The sequence below is a fragment of the Herbiconiux oxytropis genome, from assembly GCF_024979315.1.
In the GTDB taxonomy this organism is placed as follows: domain Bacteria; phylum Actinomycetota; class Actinomycetes; order Actinomycetales; family Microbacteriaceae; genus Herbiconiux; species Herbiconiux oxytropis.
The window spans coordinates 536,723-557,153 of record NZ_JANLCK010000003.1; the positions used below are offsets into that span (position 1 = coordinate 536,723).

The following is a 20,431-nucleotide window of genomic DNA, read 5'->3' on the forward strand; positions in this document are numbered from 1 at the left end:
AGCGGGTACCGCGTACCCCCCATCCGGGCTCTATCAGGTATATCGCCTTTTCGCTAGGCTGACCCCGCTCGCGCTCCCGAAAGCGTGCGGGCCGACAGGATCCAGGGGGACCCATCCATGGCGACGAAGCCGTCCACAACGCACTCGCGTTCCATCCGCCGACTGCTCGCCTGCGCGGGCACCGTCGCACTCGTCGCCGGGGGCCTCCTGGCCACCGGGGGTGCTGCGAACGCCGCTCAGCCGGCCGAACCCGTCGTGTTCGACGAGGTCGGCTTCCACGTCTGGACCGTTCCGGAAGGCGTCACGGAGGTCTCCGTGGCCCTCGTGGGCGGCTCCGGCGGAAAGGGCGGCGGCACCAACGGCGGCGCCGGCGGTCTCGGCGCGGTGGTCTCCGGCACCCAGGCGGTGACCCCCGGCCAGGAGTTCGCGGTGATCGTGGGCCAGGCCGGCGGATCGGGCTCGGCGCCCGGCGAAGACGGCGAGGACGGCGACTCGGGTCCCCTCGCGGCTGCCGGGATCGGTCAGGGCGGTACGGGTTACACCGACGGTGGCGACGGTGGCGACGGATCGTTCCTCGCCCGTGACGGCGGCGGTGGCGGCGGTTCGAGCGCCTTCGGCGACTACGACGCGGGCCCCACGCTCGCCGCTGTGGCTGCGGGCGGTGCCGGCGGCGCCGGCCGCGGTGTCGTGGGCTTCTGCGTCGGCGGCGACGGCGGCAACGCCGGTGAAGACGGCAAGGCCCCGCGCGACGACGAGACCGTGGCCCCCGAGGGCGACCCCGACTTCGGGCTGCACTGCCTGGCCGAGGGTGACGGCGGCCTCGTGAACACCGCCGACAGCGGCGACGGCGACTCGGGCGAGTCGGTGCTGTTCCTCGGTGGTGGAGGCGGCGGTGGCGGCGCGAGCTTCTACGGCGACGGCGTCTCGGGCGGTGGCGGCGGCGAGGCAGGTGCCCTGCTGCTCGCCGAAGACGGCGACCCCGAGACCCCCGAGGGCTCCACGGGCCAGGTCGACGCCATCTTCGGCCTCGGCGGCGGCGGTGGCGGCGGGGCCGGCGGCGGGAGCATCTACGGATCGCTCACGAACGCGTCCGACGGCTTCGGCGAGGGGGGTGACGGATCGGTGACGATCTCGTACTCGGTCGAGTACCAGACCGAGACGACCCTGTCGGTCTCCCCGGCATCCGCGGTCTTCGGCGACGAGATCATCGTGACAGCCTCGGTCGAGAACCTCACGACCTCCGCGGTGCCCTCCGGCGACGTGGTGCTCGTGGTCGAGCAGCCCCTCGGCGCCACGGGTGACACGGCACCGCTCGCGGCGGTCGAGCCCATGACGGCGACGCTCGTCGACGGCAAGGCGTTCTTCACCCTCGACAGCGGCACGATCGACGCCGGGGCCTACCACCTCAGCGCGGTCTACCAGCCGACGCCGATCTCGCCCTTCGCCGGGTCCGAGGCCGACACCACCCTCCAGGTGGCGAGGATCGCCACGACGACCCAGCTCGCCGTCGACCCCACCACGGTCGAGGCCGAGAAGCAGACCGTCATGACCGCTACGGTGGTCGGCGCCGTCGGCGTCGTGCCGACCGGTGACATCGCGTTCTACTACGACGGGGAGCTCCTCGGCAGCGAGCCGCTCGCCCCCGGGTCGAACTCGGTCGACGTGCCGATCAGCTTCATCCCGGTGGGACCGGCGACGATCACGGCGCGCTACCTCGGCGACGTCAACTTCGAGCCGTCGGACAGCAACCCGGTGGACATCACCGTGACGCCCATCCCGACGCCGACGCCCACCCCGACGCCGAAGCCCACCACGAAGCCCGCGGGTCTCGCGAACACGGGATCCGGCGCCGCCGACATCCTCCCGTGGTCGCTGCTGCTGCTCGTCGCGGGTGGTGCACTGGCGGCCGGTGCCGCCGGAGCGGTCCGGGTGCGTGCCCGCCGCTGACCCGGCAGCGCGCACTCCCCGAGCGTCGTGCACGCCGTCAGACGACGGCGTGCACGACGCCGCCCACCACGAGGGCGACGATCGTCGTCCAGCCGGCGATCGCGACGGCCTGCCAGAGCAGCACGCGGGCCTTCGAGACGCCGCCGGCCGCGAGCATGGTCGCGGTGAACTGGGTGGGCAGCAGCAGCGGGCCCAGCAGGCTCACTCCCGGCACGCCGTAGCGGTCGAGGGCGCGCTGGAACTTGGCCCGGCGGGCCGCCTTGCGGCCGGACTCCGGCTCGGGTCCCATCTCGTATTCGGCGGAGGCATGATCCGTCGCAGCGAGCGGCGCAGCGGGTGCGCCCGTGACCACGCTCTCCCGGGCCTCTTCCTGGGCCGCGAGTCGCACGCGGTGCCGGTTCACGATCGCCGAGCGGGCTCCGGATGACGCGAGCACGAGCACGGTCACGCAGAGGAAGTTGCCTGCGGCACCCGCGATCACGGCCACCACGGGGTGCAGCCCGCCGAGGATGCCGATCGTCGCGGCTCCCTCGCCTTCGATGAAGGGCACGGCGCCCGCGAGCGCCACGATGAGGGGCTGGAGGAGCTCGGGCACCTGGCCGACCAGCTCCTGGAATCGGGCGATCAGATCCATCACGCATCTCCTGTCGTCGGGGAGGGATCCGGTCGACCCCGCCTCTGGACTCCAGCCCATCGCATCCGGAGCCGGCCCGGCAGTGCCGCGGTGTCACCGGTTCCCGGGTCATCCGTCCGCCCCGGCCATGACATCTGTCACGGATCTAGGGTGGGAGGGTGATCAGCCCCTCCGAGCCCTCCGCACCGCGCGCGACGTCGCGCGGAGTCACCGCCACCTGGTGGTACACGGTCTCGGCGATCGTGTTCCTCGAGCTCATGCTCGTGCTGCTCTGGCCGGCCACTCTCCTGCAGGCGGGGTTCGAGGGGCCCGTGCTGCTCGCGGTCCTCGTGGGCGGTCTGATCTGGTGCGGGTCGACCGCGCCGCTGCTCCGCGCCTACCGCCACCGCACGGGCGAGAGCACCACGCTGCCCTGGCGGCACACGCTCGCTCCGTTGGTGATCGCGGCGGCTTTCGGCGTGCTCGCGTTCTCCCTCACCGGGCTCTGGCTGCTGCTGCTCGCGCCGCTGGCGCAGACGCTGCAGCTGCTCGACTGGCCGCGCTCGGTGCGGGCGAGGCTCGTGATCGCGCTCACCGTGGTGCTCGTGTGCCTCTGGGTGGTCGACGCGCAGCGCTTCACAGGGGAGCCGCCCGAGTTCGAGGCGGATCCCTTCCTGTACGGATTCTTCTCCGCCGCGCTGCCGTTCATGACGGTGCTGACTCTGTGGTGGTGGGACGTGCTGATCGCCCTCGACCGGGCGCGCGTCTCGGAGGCGAGGCTCGCCGCCACCCAGGAGCGGCTGCGCGTGGCCACCGACGTGCACGACCTGCAGGGCCACCACCTGCAGGTGATCGCCCTGCAGCTCGAGCTCGCCGAACGACTCCTCGAACCGGATCCCGCCGCGGCCCTCGAGCAGCTGCGAGCGGCGCGGGGGAGCGTCGACGAGGCCAGGCAGGGCACGCGCGACCTCGCCCTGCGGTTCCGCTCGGTCCCGCTCCGCGACGAGCTCGCCAATGCGCGCGATCTGCTGCGGGCGGCGGGCATCGCGGTCGAGACGTCGGTGGCCCCGGATGCCGATGACGCGCCCGCCTCGGTCTTCGGCCCGGTCATCCGCGAGACCACCACGAACGTGCTGCGTCACGGCGGGGGGCGCTCGGCCCGGCTCTCGCTCGAGCGGGTCGGCACGGTGTGGCGGTACGAGATCCGCAACGACGTCGCGGGGTCGGGCCCGGAGGGTGGTGTTCCGGATGGCGAGACCCGGGAGGGGTCGGGTCTCGACGGCATCGCGCGCCGCGCGGGTGAGGCCGGCGGCGCGCTCGAGGTGCACCGCGGCGACGACGGGTTCACCGTGGTCGTGACCGCTCCGGCCGGGGCGGTGACGGCACGATGACGGAGGAGACGGCGCGTCCCGTCATCCGGGTGCTGCTCGCCGACGACGAGGGGATGATCCGCTCCGCGCTCGCGGCGCTGCTGCGGCTCGAGGGCGACATCGACGTGATCGCGGAGTGCGCCGACGGCCTGCAGGCGGTGGCCGAGGCCGAACGACTGCAGCCCGACGTGTGCCTGCTCGACCTCGAGATGCCCGGGCTCGACGGCGTGGAGGTCGCCGAGCGGCTGCGGCGCACGATCGCCGCACGCTGCGTGGTGGTCACCCGGCACGCGCGCCCGGGCGTGCTGCGGCGCGCGCTCTCCGCCGGCGTCGCGGGCTTCCTGCCGAAGTCGCGAGACGCGGGGGAGGTGGCGGCCGTCATCCGCCGGGTGGCCGCGGGGGCACGGTACGTCGATCCGGAGATCGCCGCCGACGCCTTGAGCGACGAGCGCTGCCCGCTCACCGACCGCGAGCTCGACGTGCTCCGCGCCGGTCGCCGCGGTGAGACCACGGCGCAGATCGCCCGTGCACTCTCCCTGGCCCCCGGCACGGTCCGCAACCACGTCTCGGCGATCCTCGCCAAGCTCGCGGTCGACACCCGCCAGCAGGCGGTCCTCCTCTCCCAGGACCGCGGCTGGATCTAGTGCCCACTCGCGGGAGGTAGGGTGGCGGCATGACGAGCGGGCCGGTCGACGCGGTCGTGGTGGGCAGTGGCCCGAACGGCCTCGCGGCCGCCGTCACGCTCGCGCGGGCCGGGCTCTCGGTGCGGGTGTTCGAGGCTGCGGGATCGCCAGGCGGAGGAGCACGAACCGCCGAGCTCACGCTGCCGGGGCACCTGCACGATGTCTGCTCCGCCGTGCATCCGATGGCGCTCGCGTCGCCGTTCTTCCGCGACTTCGACCTCGCCTCGAGGGTCGAGTTCGTCTCACCCGAGATCTCCTACGCCCACGTGCTCGAAGGCGGCCGCGCGGCCCTCGCCCGTCGCGACCTCGGGCAGACCGCCGCCGACCTCGGCGCCGACGGCCCGGCCTGGCGCCGGCTCTTCGCCCCGCTGCTCGAGCGCAAGCACGCCGTGGTCGATCTCGCGATGTCCCCGCTGCTCCGCGTGCCCCGCGATCCGCTCGCCGCCGCGGCGTTCGGCACCCGGGTGCTCTCGACCGCGCGCTCCGCCTCCGCCGGCTTCCGCACCGACGAGGCGAGCGGCCTGCTCGCAGGCCTCTCGGCCCACTCCATCGGGCCCGTCGCCGCGTTCGGAGCCCGCGGCGCAGGACTCCTCCTCGGCATGCTCGCGCACACCCCGGGCGGCTGGCCCATCCCGATCGGCGGATCGCAGGCGATCGTCGACGCACTCGCGGCCGATCTCCGCGCCCACGGCGGCGAGATCGTCACCGAGACCCGCATCGACTCCCTGCTCGACCTGCCCTCCTCGCACGCCGTGCTCCTGGACGTCACGCCCCGCGCCCTCGAGGCCATCGGCGGCGAGCTGCTGCCGCTCGGCTACCGCAGCGCGCTCCGCCAGTTCCGCTACGGCAACGCGGCCTCGAAAGTCGACTTCGTGCTCGACGGCCCCGTGCCGTGGCAGAACCCCGAGGTCGCGGGAGCGGGCACCGTGCACCTCGCGGGCTCGGGCGCCGAGGTCGATGAGGGGGAGCGGCAGATCGCCCGTGGCCGGCACCCGGAGCATCCGTTCGTGCTGGTCTCCCAGCCGAGCACGGTCGATCCGGGGCGGGCGCCCGAGGGCCACCAGGTGCTCTGGGCGTACACCCACGTGCCGCGCGGCTCCGGCCGTGACATGACCGAGGCCGTCACCGCCCGCATCGAGGAGTTCGCTCCCGGCTTCCGCGACCGCATCGTGGCCTCGGCCGCGATCCCGGCCTCGGCGCTCGCCCTCTATAACGCCAACTACATCGGCGGCGACATCGCGAGCGGCGCCGCGTCGTTCTCACAGCTGCTCGCCCGCCCCGTGGTCTCGGGCACGCCGTGGCGCACCCCGCTCGACGGCGTCTACCTCTGCTCGGCAAGTGCCACGCCGGGCCCAGGCGTCCACGGCATGGGCGGCTGGCACGCGGCCCGCACGGCCCTCCGCGACGTCTTCGGCATCACGGATGCCCCGTCGCTCGCTCCCTGACTGCCCACCCTCAGAGGTCGAGCGAGTCGCCAGGCTGCAGCGCGAAGAACTCACCGCCGCCCTGCTCGGTGGCCCACTGGATGCGGTCGTTCGCCATCGACTTGCCCGCCACCGACAGCACCATCTCGTGCGTCGGGAACGAGCGCTTGGGCTTGACCTCGAGCACGTAGTCCATGGCCTCCGCGATCTTCATCCACGGCGCGCCCGCCGGCACCGCGAGCAGGTCGACCTCCACGCCCTCGGGCACCGCCCAGGAGTCGCCGGGGTAGTAGAGCACCTCGTCGACGAGCACCCCCACGTTGTCGACCACGGGGATCGAGGAGTGGATGACCGCGTGCCGGCCGCCGAAGAACCGCAGCGGGAACGGGCCCGCCTCGATCGAGTCGCCCGGATCGACCCGCGTGACCGCGATGCCCGCCTCGCCCGCGGCCGTCACGACGCCCTCGGGGCCGTAGACCACGGCGTCGGGCGAGGCGTCGAGGATGCGGCGCAGCTGCTCAGGCGTCCAGTGGTCGGGGTGCTCGTGCGTGATCACCACGGCGACCGTGCCCACGGCGTCGGTGATGGGGGTGGTGAACATGCCGGGGTCGACGAACAGCCGGCGCCCGGACGTCTCCAGCAGCAGGCCGGCGTGCTCGAATTTCGTGAGTCTCATATCCCGACTCAACACCGGGCAACCGGGGCCTGCAACCCGGCGGCGGTGCGTGCGCGATAATCGGGGGAATGGCCACTCCAGCTAAGCGGATCGTCGTCGCGATCAACCCGAACGCCTCCTTCGGCAGAACCCGGGCGGTCGGCCCCGCCGTCGTCGCCGCCCTGCGCGCCCGAGGGCACGACGTGGTGCCGCAGAGCGCCCCCGACTACGAGGGGCTCGTGCGCGTGGTGCAGAACGCCCTCGAGGCGCCCACCGACGCCCTCGTGGTGGTGGGAGGAGACGGCATGGTCAACCTCGGCGTGAACCTCGTGGCGGGCACCGGGGTGCCCCTCGGCATCGTGCCCGCCGGCACGGGCAACGACTTCGCCGCCGGCATCGGCATCCCTTCGGGCGATCCGGATGCGGCCATCGCCGTGCTGACCGCGGCCCTGGAGGCCGGCCCCCGGGTGATCGACGCGGCGCGCGTGACGGGCGGGGACGATCCGGAGCGCTGGTTCGCCGGAGTGCTCTCGGCAGGCTTCGACGCCGCCGTCAACGACCGCGCCAACCGCATGCGCCGGCCCCGCGGCGCCTCGCGCTACGTGCTCGCCCTGATCGCCGAGCTCGCCACGCTGAAGACCAGGCACTACGTGCTCGACATCGACGGAGAGCGGCTCGAGGTCGACTCGGGCCTGCTCTCGGTGGCCAACAACACCACCATCGGCGGCGGCATGCGCATCGCGCCCGACGCGCTGCTCGACGACGGTCTCCTCGACGTGTTCATCGTGGCCCCCGTCTCGCGCACCCGGTTCATCCGGCTCTTCCCGAAGGTCTTCTCGGGCACCCATGCGGGCCTGTCGGTCGTGGAGTTCCGCCGCGGGCGCCGCGTGACGGTCTCCTCACCGGGGGTCGTGGGCTACGCCGACGGGGAGCGTTTCGGCGAGCTGCCGCTCACCGTGGAACTCGTTCCGGGAGCACTCTCAGTGCTCGCGGATCGCTCGATTTGAGAACCGCTTCATCTGTGTGGCATACTCGTTGAGTTGCAAAAACGGCCCCATCGTTTAGCGGCCTAGGACGTCGCCCTCTCACGGCGGTAACGCGGGTTCAAATCCCGCTGGGGTCACAGAACACCAGAAAGCCTCCGGTTCCTCCGGAGGCTTTCTGCGTTGTCGGGCAGCTTCTGCCGGTGCGTGTTCGGGCTGGTTGTCGCGATCGGCGCACCGGAGTTCACTGGGGAGCACGACAACGGAAGGATCGCGATGAGCGAGAAGAGCGAGAACGTCGACCTCAGCGACGTGGAGTACCCGGACTACGCGGGCTACCCCGACGGCGAGGGCATGGTCGGCAACGGCCCCACCACCGAGGCCGAGCCCTCGGGCGTCGACCCCACGATCGCCGACGAGCCGGAGGACGCCGACGCCGACGTCTCCACCGACGAGCAGTCCCTCGAGGAGAACGACGGCTGACCCAGCCGGCAAGCGGCGGCGCAGCACTACCGCAGCACGCTGCGCGTGAAGCTCTCGAGGCGTGCGGTCAGGCCCGCGGCGCGCGTCGCCACCAGCGCGTCCGGGTCGGGCTGCATCTCGGAGGCGGGCGGCACGATCCTGATCAGGTTCGAGCAGCCGAAGTCGGCGCAGATGTAGGTGCCCACGGTCGATCCGTCGAAGCCCGCCTGGCCCGCTCGAGGTGCCGTGAACAGCGTCACCTGCACCCCGGGGAGCGGTGTGCGGCAGAGCGTGCACATCGAGGAGATCCCGGGCCGGGTGCGCGAACCCGCCGCTTTCAGCACCATGCCCACCGGTCGGCCGTCCTGCCAGAACACGATGTACCCCCGGTGGATGGCGTGCACGTCGCGCCAACCGAGGAACTCGCGATCCTCCCACACGATCTCGTGCAGGCCAGGCAGCGTCATGCGCTCCAGTTCGAGCTCGCTGATGTTCGTGAAGGAACCGCGGATCTCCGCCTCGGTGAGTGGCTGCATCGCCTACGAGCCTAAACCTTCCGTGCGGCCCTCCGGGCATCGGTGCCGGAGGCCAGGGCGCCGGATGCCTGGCTGCCGGATGCCTGGGCGATCGCGTCGGCCGCCCGCACGAGGGCGAGGTGCGAGAACGCCTGAGGCGTGTTGCCCACCTGGCGTGACCCCTGCACGTCGTACTCCTCGGCCAGCAGCCCCACGTCGTTCGCGAGCCCGACCAAGCGGTCCATGAGCGCCGTCGCATCTGCGAGCCGCCCCGACCGGGCGTACTGCCCCACGAGCCAGAACGAACAGGCGAGGAACGGATGCTCGCCGCCGGGCAGTCCGTCGACCCCGGACTGCGTGCGGTAGCGCAGCAGCAGGCCCTCGTGCAGGAGGTCCTCCTCGATCGCCTTGACCGTGCCGAGCATCCGGGGGTCGTCGGCGGCCACGAAGCCGATCTGCGAGAGCAGCAGCAGCGACGCGTCGACCTCGGTGCTGCCGTAGTGCTGCACGAAGGTGTTGCGCACCGGGTCGTAGCCCTGCGTCTCGATCTCGGTGCGCAGGGTGTCCCGGATGCCCGCCCACAGGTCGGCGTCGCCCGCCAGCCCGTACTCGCGCACGGCCTCGACCCCGCAGGAGAACGCCGCCCAGATCATGGCGCGCGAGTGGGTGAACGCCACCTGCGGGCCGCGGATCTCCCAGATCCCGTTGTCGGGCCGCTGCCAGTTCTCGGCGAGGAAGCCGAGGAGGGCGCGCTGCAGGGGCCAGGAGTACTCGTCCTCGTCGACCCCGATGCGGCGGGCCTCGCGGAGCGCGATCATGAGCTCGCCGAAGATGTCGCCCTGGTACTGCTCCGAGGCGCCGTTGCCCACGCGCACAGGGGCGGCGGCAACCGGCGGATGCGCGGCGTCCGCCGTGCTCGGCGGCTCGGTGTACCCAGGCAGGCTGTCCACGACGTACTCGGTCAGCCGCCGCTCGCCGCCGAGCCCGTACATCGTCTGGATGTCGGCCGGGTCGCCCGCGATGGCGCGCAGCAGCCAGCGCCGCCAGTGCCCGGTCTCCTCCTCGTAGCCGTGCAGCATGAGGGCCGAGAGGGTGAGCGAGGCGTCGCGGATCCAGGTGTAGCGGTAGTCCCAGTTGCGCGGCCCCCCGAACTGCTCGGGCAGGCTCGTGGTGGCCGCGGCCACGATGCCGCCGGTCTCCTCGTGGGTGAGCGCCCGCAGCACGAGCAGCGAGCGGCGCACGATGCCGGAGTACGGATCGGGGAGATCGCTCGCGTCGGCCCACTCCGTCCACCACGCGGCGGTCGACTCCAGGGCCGCGTCCACGTCGACGGGGTGCGGCGGCGAGAGGTGCGAGCGGAACCAGGAGAGCTGGATGTCGACCACCTCGCCCTCGGCCACCTCGAACGAGGACTCGTGCACGTGGTCGGTCGCCGTGAGCGCGGGCCCTCGCACGATCACCGCATCCGGCCCCGCCACCGCGACGATCGCGTTGCCGCCGTGCTCGGGAGCCTGGCGGAGCCACGGCAGGGCGTCGGCGTAGCCGAAGCGGATGGCGAGCTCCTGGCGCATGCGCACTCGCCCGGAGATGCCCCGGATGCGCCGGACGACCGTGCGGTACGGCGACTCCGGGAGCATCGTGTCGACCACCTCGACCTCGCCGTCGGGGGTCTGCCACCGGGTGGAGAGCAGGAACGTGTTACCCAGGTAGCTCCGCGTGGCGGTCGCTCCGGGGGCGGATGGCGCCACGAGCCAGCGCCCGTGCTCGGGCGTCCCGAGCAGGGCCGCGAACGACGAGGGGGAGTCGAATCGGGGGAGGCAGAGCCAGTCGATGCTCCCGTCGATCCCGACGAGGGCAGCTGTGTGACAGTCGCCGATGAGCGCGTAGTCCTCGATGCGCAGAGCCATAGGGCGATTCTGTCAGTCGTCCACAAGAACCGGTATCAACCGGAATTCAGTAGTCGCTCAGTAGTCGTCTGCTTGTTCGAGTGAAGTGCGTTCTCTTATCGTCGATCTGTCGGCGCACCACCGCTAGCGACCCCACTCCGTGCTGTATCGGGCTGACATCTCCCTACCGTTTCAGCACTGCGAGATCGATGCCCCACCCCACCTGGTTCCGCGCCCGCGCGGAGGCGTTCGCCCGACGCGGACAGCGCGCCCTGGCCGGCGCGGTCACCGGTGTGCTCGTGGGTGGGCTGCTCTCGCTGGGGGCGGTTTCCCCGGCGACGTCGGCCCCGCTCGACGACCCGGTGACTGCGACCTCGACACCACCGGCGGTGGAGCCCGCCCCCGGCGCGGAGCCCGCACCAGAGCCGGGCCCAGAGCCGGACCCGGAGCCCGCGCCCGAGGAGGCGCCCGAGAAGCCGTCGGTCGACCAGCCGGCACCCGAGACGGCACCGGAGGAGCCCTCCGCCGGCCAGCCCGGCGAGACTCCTGCCCCCGAGATCGCGCCGGTCGAGCCGCCGCCCGACGACGCCGTCCCCCCGGAAGGCGGTGCGACCCCGACGCCGACCCCGGCCGCCACTCCTGAGGCGCCGGCCGAGACCGCGGCTCCCGTGGCGCCCGTCGAGCCCTCGGCGAACGATCCTCCGCTGGACATGTTCCGCTCGAGCACCGATGTCTCGGCGCTCGCCGCGGGGGTTCCGGCACCGGCCCCTCAGGCCTGGGTCGAGACCTTCGAACAGGGCGTGACGAACACGCCCACCCGCGTCGACCAGTACGCGACGAACCGCTACACGGGATCCGCATTCTGGTTGAACGTCAGCAACTGCAACGGTGTCGTGGTCAACTACAACGCGACATTCCCGGAGACCCCGTTCTGCACCCTCGGCGCGGCGGCGGCCTCCCGCTTCAAGGTGGCCCGCATGGCCGACGTGCTCGGCCAGGTGCAGACGAACGTCGCCGCCGGAGCCGTCAACCCGGGTGGGTCGGCCGACACCACGCCGGTGAACGCCTCGACGGCCACGACCCGTCAGAACCACGCCGTCACGGCGATGACCAGCGCGGCGCAGGGCACCCAGGCCGCCAACCAGGTCGTCCTCGAGTCGGTGGCCGCGGTGGGCGTGGCTCCCGCCCCGGCGACCGACCGGTACTACTCGATGTCGATCGACGTCTCCGAGGACTCCTGCGCCGCCCGGCCCGGCGGGCAGAACAACAACTCCCGGCTCGACCTGGCACTCGTCACGGGCACCACGGTGCGGCCGCTCACCGCCACCCCCATCGTCGCGTGCACTGTCGTCAACGGCCGCTACACCTCCAACGTCTTCCCCACCGACAACCAGACCGACCCGTGGGGCACCGGGAGCCCGTCGACCCGCGCCGGCCGCTTCTTCACCGACACCGCCGTGCTCCTCACGCCCGCGCAGGCCGCCTCGGCGAGGGTCCGGCTCTCGAACCAGGAGTCGGACATCGCGGGCAACGACTTCTCGTTCGACAACCTGCGGATCATCGACTCCACGCCGACCCTCGACAAGTCGTTCACCACCGCGGCGGTCCCCGCCGGTGTCTCCTCCACGCTGACCTTCACCGTCACCAACACCGCCGAGCTCGCCGCGAAGCCCGACTGGAGCTTCACCGACGCCCTGCCGAGCGGCCTCGTCGTGGCAGCCGGAACGCCCGCCGTCCCCGTGGTCGGGGGCACCTGCGTGAACGCCACGGGCGCCGCCTACGCCGTGACCGCAGCCGAGGGCTCGTCCACCATCTCGGTCACGGGTGGCGACCTGGCCGCGGGCACTGCGAGCTGCACGGTCACCGTCGCCGTGGTCGCGGCCGCCGGAGGCGCCTACACCAACGGGCCGTCGAACGTCACGACCGTCCTGAACCCGCCGCAGGCGACGACCCTCACGGTCGAGCCGGCCACCACCGTCACGATCCGCAAGAACGTGGTCAGCCGCAACCTCGCCGCCGACCAGTTCCGGCTCGCGCTCGTCTCCGGCTCGACCGAGGTCGCCAGCGCGACCACATCGGGCTCGGCGCTGGGCCTCCAGACCCAGCAGGTCGGCCCGGTCTCCGTCACCCGCGGAGCCACCTACACGCTGGCCGAGACCGTCGTGACCACCGCGCAGCTGCGCACCTACAACACGACCTACGAGTGCGTGCGGGGCACCACCACGATCGCCACGGGGACCTCGGTCTCGGGTGCGCTGACCATCCCCGACGAGGCTGGTGTCGACATCGTCTGCACCTTCACCAACACGGCACAGGGCGGAGCGAGCCTCTACTGCGACGGCAGCTACTTCTACAGCGTGCGAGCCGACGGCACACTGACCCAGACGAACGCGCTCAGCTCGTCCGGCACCATCACCTCGACGGTCGTCGCGGCCGGTCCCGCCGGCGCCGCCAACGCGAACTCCCTTGCGATCGACGTCGAGGGCCGGACCGCTTACGCCCTGACCAGAAGCACCACCGCGAACATCGCGACGGGCGTCATCACCTACTCCGTGTCACCCTCAGGCGCTCTCACGGCCACGCGCACCGCTTTCGGTGCCGCGCAGACCCTCAGCGCGTCGGCCTCGATCACGATGGGGGCGTTCGATCCGGTGGGCCGCGACTTCGTGGTCGGCACCACGAGCGAGGTGAACAACGTGGGTCGCGTCAACCTGTGGCGTTTCAACGGGGCGGCCGCGAATCCGATCTTCACGCTGCTGGGCTACGTGAGCACCGGTGGGAACTCTGCGGGCAACGGCGACATGGCGTTCGACGCGAAGGGCAATCTGCACATCCTCAAGAGCGAGGGCACGCAGGTCCAGTTCTTCAGCGTGGCCGGCTCGGTGCTCGCCGCCGCTCCGGCTGGGAGCGACATCCCGGCCACCGCCACGACCCAGCGCACCGCCGCGGGCATCGGCGGCGGCCCGCTCAATGGGTTGGCCTTCTCTCCTCGCGGCACCGCCTACGTGGGCACCGGCACCAACGCCTACCAGTTCGACCCCCTGACCTGGACGGCGATCCCGAACACCCCCACGATCGTCCTCGGCACGGATGCGAACGCGAGCACCGACCTGGCGACCTGTGCGTCTCCCTCGACGTTCTCGCTCAGCAAGTCGGTGCTGAGCCGGGTCACGGGCCAGGCGCACAACTTCCGCGTGGCCGTCGCCGCGGGCGGCTCCGAGGTGGCCGCCGCCACCACCGGCACCACCGGCACGTCGGCGAGCATCGGCCCGGTCCCGGCACCGGTCAACACGACGGTCACGATCTCGGAGCTCCTGCAGACGATCCTCTCGACGGCGCCCGTTCCCGCCACCTACACCGTCATCTACGAGTGCTGGGCCAACGGGGTCCGGCTCGTCTCGGCCCGGATGGACGCGACGAGGACGGCGACCGTGACCATCCCGAACCAGGTGAGCGTGGGGGTCGCCTGCACCATCTACAACACGGCGCAACCGGTCGCCGAGGTCACGGTGCGCAAGTCCACGGTCGACGGCCTCGGGGCGAACCCGCAGGCGGCCGCCGGCTGGACCGTCGGGGCCTCGGTCGCCTCGGCGGGAGCCGGCACGGTCGTGCTGCCCACCGACCCCTCCTCCGCCACCCCGGCGGCCGGGCGCTCGGAGGCTCCGACGGGTGCGAACGGCGCCGCGTCGTTCTTCGTGCTCTACAGCTCGAGCACCGGATCGGCGAACGTGTCGGTGCTCGAGCGCCAGCAGACGGGCTACCGTCTCGACGGCCTCGCCTGCACCGTCACGAGGGGCACGGCGACCACGTCGTTCACGGATGCGAGCTCCACGACGGATGCGACGGGCTACGCCGTCCGCCCGGTCACCGGCACGATCGCACCGGGCAACACCGTCGACTGCACCTTCACCAACCGGGCGGTGGCCACGCTCACGCTCGTCAAGACGGTCTCGTCCGGCACGGCTCTGCCTTCGGCGTGGCAGCTCGCCGCCACCCGCAGCGTGCCGGCGGCCCTCCCCGGCCCCTCCGGTGCCGGCGGCAGCGGCACGCTCAACGCCGTCCCGGTCTCGGCCGACACGGCCTACCGGCTGTCCGAGACCGGCGGACCCGCGACCTACGTGCAGGTGGGCGGCTGGTCGTGCGTGACCGCCGGGGGCGCGAGCGTTCCGGTGACCTCGGCGGGCGACGTGTCGCTGGCCCGGGGGAGTTCCGTCACCTGCACCGTGACGAACGCCACCGCATCTCTCACCCTGCTGAAGAACGTGCAGAATCCCTCGACCGGATTCGTGCCCTCGACCTGGAATCTCACCGCCACCCCGGCGACCCTCGCGGGGCTCGCGGCACGGACGGTGGGCGGCGCCGACTTCCAGTCCGGCGGCAATCCGGCGAGCACCTTCGACGTGAGGCCGGGGCACTCCTACACGCTCTCCGAGGCGGTGGCCCAGTCCGGCACCCGGCTGGCCTACCGGCAGGTGCGGCTGGAGCTCCGGCAGGCCAACGGCAGCTGGACCCCGGTGACCTCGGCGACGATCGCGGCCCCCGCCGCCGGGCAGACGGCGGTCTACCGCTTCGTGAACGCCCCCGTCGCCCCCACGAATCTGCCCCTCACGGGCGGCCCGAGCACCGATGCCTACCTGATCTCCGGGTTCGCCGTGCTCGCCCTCGCACTCGCCCTCGCCGTGTGGCACGGGCGTCGCCGGACACGAAGGAGCACCGCCTGAGACGCGACTTCCCAGTGACCGACACCTGTCCCACCATCATCTGCTCCATCTGACCTCTTCATCGAAACGGAGAAATCTCATGTCCTCATCCGCACTCAGGCGGGCCACCGCCGCGATCGGGGCCGCGGTCCTGGCCGCCGGCGTGGCGCTCGTCGCCGTCGCGCCGGCGCAGGCCGTCATCCTGCCCGGCAACATCGACTCCGCCCAGCAGCGCACGCTGACCGTGCACAAGTACGCCCTCGGCCCCGGCAACGGCGCTGTGGCGGGGACCGGGCAGGAGCTCCCGCCCTCGACCAACCTCGGCCAGCCGCTCCCGGGCGCCGTGTTCACGGCCACCCAGGTCGCCGGTGTCGATCTGACCACCCCCGAGGGCTGGACGATCGCCACCAACCTGACCCCGCAGGCGGCCTCCACGCGCCTCGCGAGCACGTCGTTCACGTCGACGCCCTCGTCGGCGAACGGCACGGCGAACTTCACGGTCGACCCCGCCCTCTACCCGACCGGCATGCCGATCGGCCTGTACTACGTGAAGGAGACCGTGCTGCCCGCCGACGCGACCAACCCGGCCGCGCCGTTCCTCGTGTCGCTGCCGCTGCCCACCGGCCCCGTCGGCGCACCGGCGAACCAGTGGATCTACGACGTGCACGTGTACCCGAAGAACGCGGTCACGGAGCTGACGAAGACGAGGGTGCCCGCACCGGCGAACTCCGTCGAGGCGCGCAACCCCGACCTCATCCGCTGGGCCATCGCCTCGAGCATCCCCACCCTCGCCCCAGGTGACACCATCACGAACTACGTGCTCGGGGACACGATCCCGAGCTCCCTCGAGTTCGTCGAGACTCCGCCGGCCGGTGTCGCGCCGACGGGGGTCACGGTCACGAGTGCTGCGGGGATCGCGCAGAACTTCGTCAGAGACGTCGACTACACCGTCGACATCGCGGCGACGACCTCGACGCTCACCTTCACCCCGGCCGGACTCACCCGCCTGACGGCTCTGCAGGGCGGGGTCGTGACCGGCAGCATCCTCACCCGTGCCGTGTCCATCCCGTCCGACGGCATCATCGTCAACACCGCCACCGCCAGCATCAACGGCGCGACGGAGACGGTGACCGGTGCCACCTCGGTCGGCCAGCTGACGGTCTACGCCTACGAGAGCAACAACGGCAGCCCCAAGGTGCCTCTCGCCGGTGCGGTCTACCAGGTCTACCTGACCCAGAACGACGCCAACCTGCAGCAGAACCCGATCTCGATCGAGGGTGTGACCAACTGGACGACCGCGGCGAACGGGATCGTCGTGATCCCGATCATGACACCGGGCAACTACTACGTGCGCGAGATCACCCCGCCGACCGGATTCAACATCCCGCAGACGAACCCGATCCAGGCCGTGGTGGTCGCCGGCCCGACCTCGACCGTCGCGCCCGTGCGGAACTACGTCGAGTTCAACCACACCCAGGTGTCGGCGGCGAACTTCCTGCTGCCGCTCACCGGTGGTGACGGGGGACTGTGGTTCGGCCTCGGCGGAGCCGGGCTCATCGTGCTCGCACTCGGTGCCGCGTTCGTCGTGCGCCGGCGGGCAGCTGCTGCGCACACGCTTGCGTAGGCTGAAGCGGTGAAAGCGGAGGTGGGGCGTCCAGAGGGTGCCCCACCTTCGTCGTCCCCGGGCGAAGGCTCCGCATCGCCCACGCGCAGGAGCCTCCGCCGGGCTCGGCGCTGGCGTCTGCCCCTCATGCCCCTCGTGATCGCGATCGTCTGCGTCGCCGGGGTGGCTCTGCTGCTGTTCCCGACGATCGTCTCCTGGTTCAGCCAGTACGAGCAGTCCCAGCGCATCAGCGAGCTGAGTGACGACGTCGCCGACCTGAGCGCCGAGACGCTGCGCGCACGGGTGGCGGAGGCGCGGGCCTACAACGCGGCGCTCACGGGAGGAGGTGCGGACATCGCCGCGAACGAGCGGCTGCCGCTCGCCGATCAACCCGATCAGAGCGGCGACTACGGCAGCATCCTGCGCGCCGACGAGAACGGACTCATGGCGAGGCTCAAGATCCCCGCCATCGCCGTCGACCTGCCGATCTACCACGGCACGAGCGGCGACGTGCTCGATCACGGTGTGGGGCACCTCGAGGGCACGGCCGTGCCTGTCGGCGGAGCCTCGACGCACTCGGTGCTCACCGCCCACCGGGGGCTCGCCACCTCCGAGCTCTTCACCCACCTCGACCGCGTGCAGGTCGACGACACCTTCACGGTCGAGGTCTTCGGCGAGGTGCTCAGCTACCGGGTGGTCGAGACCGAGGTGGTCGAGCCCACCGAGACCCAGAGCCTCCTGCCTGTGGACGGGAGAGACCTCATCACCCTCGTCACCTGCACGCCCCTCGGTGTGAACAGCCACCGCATCCTCGTGACGGGGGAGCGCGTCATCCCGACCCCCCAGGGCGACCTCGACGGGGCCGGACAGCGCCCCGAGATCCCCACGTTCCCGTGGTGGGTGCTGATCGCCGCCGGCGTGCTCACGGCCGCGGCAGCCTACGTCTGGTGGTCGGGCCGGCCGCCCGCGGGCCAGGGCGCCCGGGTTGTGCTGTGAGAGCGGTCGATACAGAATGGGCGCGATGAAGCACCAGCGAACGATACTCGGCGGCGTCGCCATGACGTTCGTCTTCGGCGTCGCCGTCGCCACCTCGGTGCCGGCCGCGTCGCTCGCCACGGCGGGCTCATTCGAGGCCGTGCAGGCCGACGCCGTGGCCGGTTCGGCGCAGTCCTTCGATTCGGCTGCCGAGGCCGCCGGCGCTGCGGTGTCGCGCGACGGCTACGTCATCCACACCCCGACGCCCACCCCCACCCCGAAGCCCGTGGCCACGAGCCAGGGCGGCTACGGCGGGGGGCAGTGCCAAGCGGGGGCGGATGCCGTGGGCGAGTCGACCGCGTTCTCCTGGGTCTACCCGGGCGGGTACCGCCAGTCCGACGGCTTCGGCCCGCGCGCCGAAGGTTTCCACAAGGGCGTCGACATGGTCAACGACGAGGGTGTGCCCGTGCACGCGATCGCCGACGGCATCGTCATCGCCGCGTCAGGCGACGGGGGCACGGGCGGCGTCTACCTCTCGCTCGCGCACAAGGTGGGCGGCGTGGCCGTCTGCAGCATGTACATGCACTTCCTCGACGGATCGCTCATGGCGGGTGTGGGGGACACCGTGACCGCGGGGCAGGTGATCGGCCTCACGGGCCGCACCGGCAACGCCACCACCGAGCACACGCACTTCGAGCTCTACGGCGCCGATGGGGTGCGCTACGACCCGATGCCGTTCATGCTCGAGCACGCCGGCTGATCGCCATCCGGGCACGCCGGCCGACCCTCATCCTGAGCGTTCGCGATATATCTTGATTTGCGACGCAACGCGATATAACGTGTTTCCTACGAGACGCGATATAACGCGAACAGGCAGGAGAGCACCGTGGTACTGGAGAAGTGGATCGTCGACGGCCCGAAGGTCATCGACCTCGAACTGGTCCGATCGTTGAAGGTCGGCCTCATCGGCGGACAGGTCGACGTGATCGGCCACGACGAGCCGGGAGCCCGCATCGAGGTGCACTCCGTCTCGGGCAAAGACCTCAAGATCTCGATCGACGGCGACCGCCTCGAGATCGACCACCCGCAACTGCGCTGGGACAACTTCGTCGAGGTGTTCAAGTCGTGGCGCGGCAACGCCCGCGCCGACATCAGCATCATGGTGCCCCGCGACGTGGCCCTGAAGTTCGGGGTCATCTCGGCGTCCGCCCTCATCTCGGGTCTCACCACGGATGCGCGGATCAGCACGGTCACGGGCGACGTGGTGGTCGACGGCGTCGTGGGCGACCTCGACGTCAACAGTGTGAGCGGCGAGGTCTCGATCCGCGACCACCGTGGCCTCGTGAACGCCCACACCGTCTCGGGCGACATCGCCGTCCAGGGTGAGATCCGCCGCTTCTCGGCCGACGGCGTCTCCGCCTCGGTGATCGTCGACTCCGTCGGCGCTCCGGACGAGATCGAGAACAACACCGTGTCGGGCGACCTCACGGTGCGACTGGATGCCGAGGCCTCCGCCCGCTACAACGTCAACTCGGTCTCGGGCGTGCTGCAGCTCGGCCCCAGCACGATCAAGGGCCTCCGCGGCAGCGGCTACAACGGCCACACCGGGGTGCTCGACGTGTCGTGGACGGAGTTCCGCGCGAACTCCGTCTCGGGCGACATCACCGTGATCTTCCGCGAGGAGGAGACGGTCTCGGCGGCCTCGCCCACCTCCGGCGCCGGCGCTGCCGGATCGGATCCCCTCAGCTTCGACAAGCAGGACGAGGTCTTCGGAGAGGGTCACGCATGAGCCCCGTCTTCGGCCACGGCCACCTTCGCCTCTACCTCCTGAGCCTGCTCGAGGAGTCACCCAAGCACGGCTACGAGCTCATCCAGGCGCTCTCCGAGCGCTTCGGCGGCACCTACAGCCCGAGTGCCGGCACCATCTACCCCCGCCTCGCCAAGCTCGAGGAGGAGGGCCTCGTGACCAAGAGCGCCGACGGCCGCAAGACCGTCTACGCCATCACCGACACCGGTCGCGCCGAGCTCGACTCGCGCCGGGGTGAGCTCGACGACATCGAGGCGGAGCTCTCCGACTCGGTGCGCCGACTCGCCGAGGAGGTGCGCTCCGGGGTCAAGCAGGCCATGAAGAGCCTCCGCGCCGACCTCGCCGAGGCCGCCCACAGCGCTCGCGAGGGTGCGAAGGCGAGCGCTCGGGCCGCAGCCTCCGGCGAGGGCTGGTCGGCGTCGGCCACCGGCACCCCCGGCGATTCGTCTGTCTCCGATTCCGAGAAGGGCACCGGCTCCTCGCGCGCCGACGTCTCGGCCGCCCTCCGCGAGGCCGACCTCGCGCTCACGGAGTTCCGCCAGGCCGTGCGCACCGACCTGCGCAAGGCCTCCTCGAAGGGCTTCGACCCCGAGACGGTCGCCCGCCTCAAGCTGAAGCTCACCGAGCTCCAGCTCGACCTCCGAGCCGAACTCAGGAGCTAGCCCTCCTAGCAGCATCTGCCGAACCGTCAGAATCCACACATCCCGCGAGGGTTTCGTGTGGATTCTGACGTTTCGGCGGGGTGAGGGGCAGATGAGGGGGCTGCTGGTAGGATCGGGGGGTGCTGTTCGGTCGGCTTCTCCTTCGC

16 protein-coding genes and 1 tRNA gene are annotated in these 20,431 nt (G+C 71.7%); 13 read left to right on the forward strand and 4 right to left on the reverse strand.

The genetic code is table 11. The features are described from left to right. The first annotated feature begins 117 nt into the window (after window positions 1-117). On the forward strand, window positions 118-1,947 hold the full coding sequence (locus tag N1028_RS08345) for an Ig-like domain-containing protein (protein ID WP_259526499.1): 1,830 nt from the start codon (window positions 118-120) through the stop codon (window positions 1,945-1,947). A gap of 37 nt (window positions 1,948-1,984) precedes the next feature. Here N1028_RS08345 and N1028_RS08350 read toward each other — a convergent pair whose 3' ends face one another. Then, the gene (locus N1028_RS08350) at window positions 1,985-2,581 is read right to left on the reverse strand and encodes a small multidrug efflux protein (protein WP_259526500.1); all 597 of its coding nucleotides are present in this window, start codon (window positions 2,579-2,581) and stop codon (window positions 1,985-1,987) included. A 158-nt stretch (window positions 2,582-2,739) separates the two neighbouring features. Between N1028_RS08350 and N1028_RS08355 the strand changes: the two genes are divergently transcribed. Genes N1028_RS08355 through N1028_RS08365 form a run of 3 tightly spaced genes read left to right on the forward strand, consistent with a single transcriptional unit; the run spans window position 2,740 to window position 6,058 of the window. Next, the gene (locus tag N1028_RS08355; RefSeq protein ID WP_259526501.1) at window positions 2,740-3,951 is read left to right on the forward strand and encodes a sensor histidine kinase; all 1,212 of its coding nucleotides are present in this window, start codon (window positions 2,740-2,742) and stop codon (window positions 3,949-3,951) included. Then, window positions 3,948-4,574, forward strand: a complete 627-nt coding sequence (locus N1028_RS08360; RefSeq protein ID WP_259526502.1) for a response regulator transcription factor — start codon at window positions 3,948-3,950, stop codon at window positions 4,572-4,574. Before N1028_RS08355 ends, N1028_RS08360 begins: the two co-directional genes overlap by 4 nt. A 29-nt stretch (window positions 4,575-4,603) precedes the next feature. After that, complete coding sequence (locus N1028_RS08365; RefSeq protein WP_259526503.1) at window positions 4,604-6,058, forward strand: phytoene desaturase family protein; 1,455 nt, start codon at window positions 4,604-4,606, stop codon at window positions 6,056-6,058. Window positions 6,059-6,068: 10 nt separating this feature from the next. On the opposite strand, the gene N1028_RS08370 is transcribed toward N1028_RS08365, so the two are convergent. Further along, window positions 6,069-6,713, reverse strand: a complete 645-nt coding sequence (locus N1028_RS08370; protein ID WP_259526505.1) for an MBL fold metallo-hydrolase — start codon at window positions 6,711-6,713, stop codon at window positions 6,069-6,071. Between the two features lie 68 nt (window positions 6,714-6,781). Between N1028_RS08370 and N1028_RS08375 the strand changes: the two genes are divergently transcribed. From N1028_RS08375 to N1028_RS08385, 3 genes are all read left to right on the forward strand, one after another. After that, complete coding sequence (locus tag N1028_RS08375; protein ID WP_259526506.1) at window positions 6,782-7,699, forward strand: diacylglycerol kinase family protein; 918 nt, start codon at window positions 6,782-6,784, stop codon at window positions 7,697-7,699. Window positions 7,700-7,742: 43 nt separating this feature from the next. Then, window positions 7,743-7,815, forward strand: a tRNA-Glu gene (locus N1028_RS08380). A gap of 136 nt (window positions 7,816-7,951) precedes the next feature. Then, entirely contained in the window at window positions 7,952-8,158 is a 207-nt protein-coding gene (locus tag N1028_RS08385) for a hypothetical protein (protein ID WP_259526507.1), read from the forward strand. 26 nt (window positions 8,159-8,184) lie between these two features. Here N1028_RS08385 and N1028_RS08390 read toward each other — a convergent pair whose 3' ends face one another. Both N1028_RS08390 and N1028_RS08395 read right to left on the reverse strand, forming a co-directional pair. Continuing rightward, window positions 8,185-8,673 (reverse strand): FBP domain-containing protein, encoded by a 489-nt coding sequence (locus tag N1028_RS08390; RefSeq protein ID WP_259526508.1) that lies wholly within the window; start codon window positions 8,671-8,673, stop codon window positions 8,185-8,187. 11 nt (window positions 8,674-8,684) lie between these two features. Further along, window positions 8,685-10,559 carry a glycoside hydrolase family 15 protein gene (locus N1028_RS08395; protein WP_259526509.1) on the reverse strand — a complete coding sequence of 625 codons (1,875 nt, stop codon included), beginning with the start codon at window positions 10,557-10,559 and terminating at the stop codon, window positions 8,685-8,687. Between the two features lie 188 nt (window positions 10,560-10,747). Between N1028_RS08395 and N1028_RS08400 the strand changes: the two genes are divergently transcribed. The 6 genes from N1028_RS08400 to N1028_RS08425 all read left to right on the forward strand — a co-directional run bounded on the left by N1028_RS08400 (window position 10,748) and on the right by N1028_RS08425 (window position 20,285). Continuing rightward, window positions 10,748-15,259, forward strand: a complete 4,512-nt coding sequence (locus N1028_RS08400; RefSeq protein WP_259526510.1) for a beta strand repeat-containing protein — start codon at window positions 10,748-10,750, stop codon at window positions 15,257-15,259. A gap of 79 nt (window positions 15,260-15,338) precedes the next feature. Continuing rightward, entirely contained in the window at window positions 15,339-16,862 is a 1,524-nt protein-coding gene (locus N1028_RS08405) for a SpaH/EbpB family LPXTG-anchored major pilin (RefSeq protein WP_259526512.1), read from the forward strand. A gap of 126 nt (window positions 16,863-16,988) precedes the next feature. Then, entirely contained in the window at window positions 16,989-17,837 is an 849-nt protein-coding gene (locus N1028_RS08410; protein ID WP_259526513.1) for a class C sortase, read from the forward strand. 25 nt (window positions 17,838-17,862) lie between these two features. After that, a complete protein-coding gene (locus tag N1028_RS08415) occupies window positions 17,863-18,576 on the forward strand; it encodes a M23 family metallopeptidase (protein WP_259526514.1) in 714 nt (237 codons plus the stop codon). 126 nt (window positions 18,577-18,702) lie between these two features. Then, entirely contained in the window at window positions 18,703-19,605 is a 903-nt protein-coding gene (locus tag N1028_RS08420) for a DUF4097 family beta strand repeat-containing protein (RefSeq protein ID WP_259526515.1), read from the forward strand. Then, complete coding sequence (locus N1028_RS08425; RefSeq protein WP_259526516.1) at window positions 19,602-20,285, forward strand: PadR family transcriptional regulator; 684 nt, start codon at window positions 19,602-19,604, stop codon at window positions 20,283-20,285. The genes N1028_RS08420 and N1028_RS08425 overlap by 4 nt, the downstream gene beginning before the upstream one ends. Window positions 20,286-20,431: the final 146 nt, after the last annotated feature.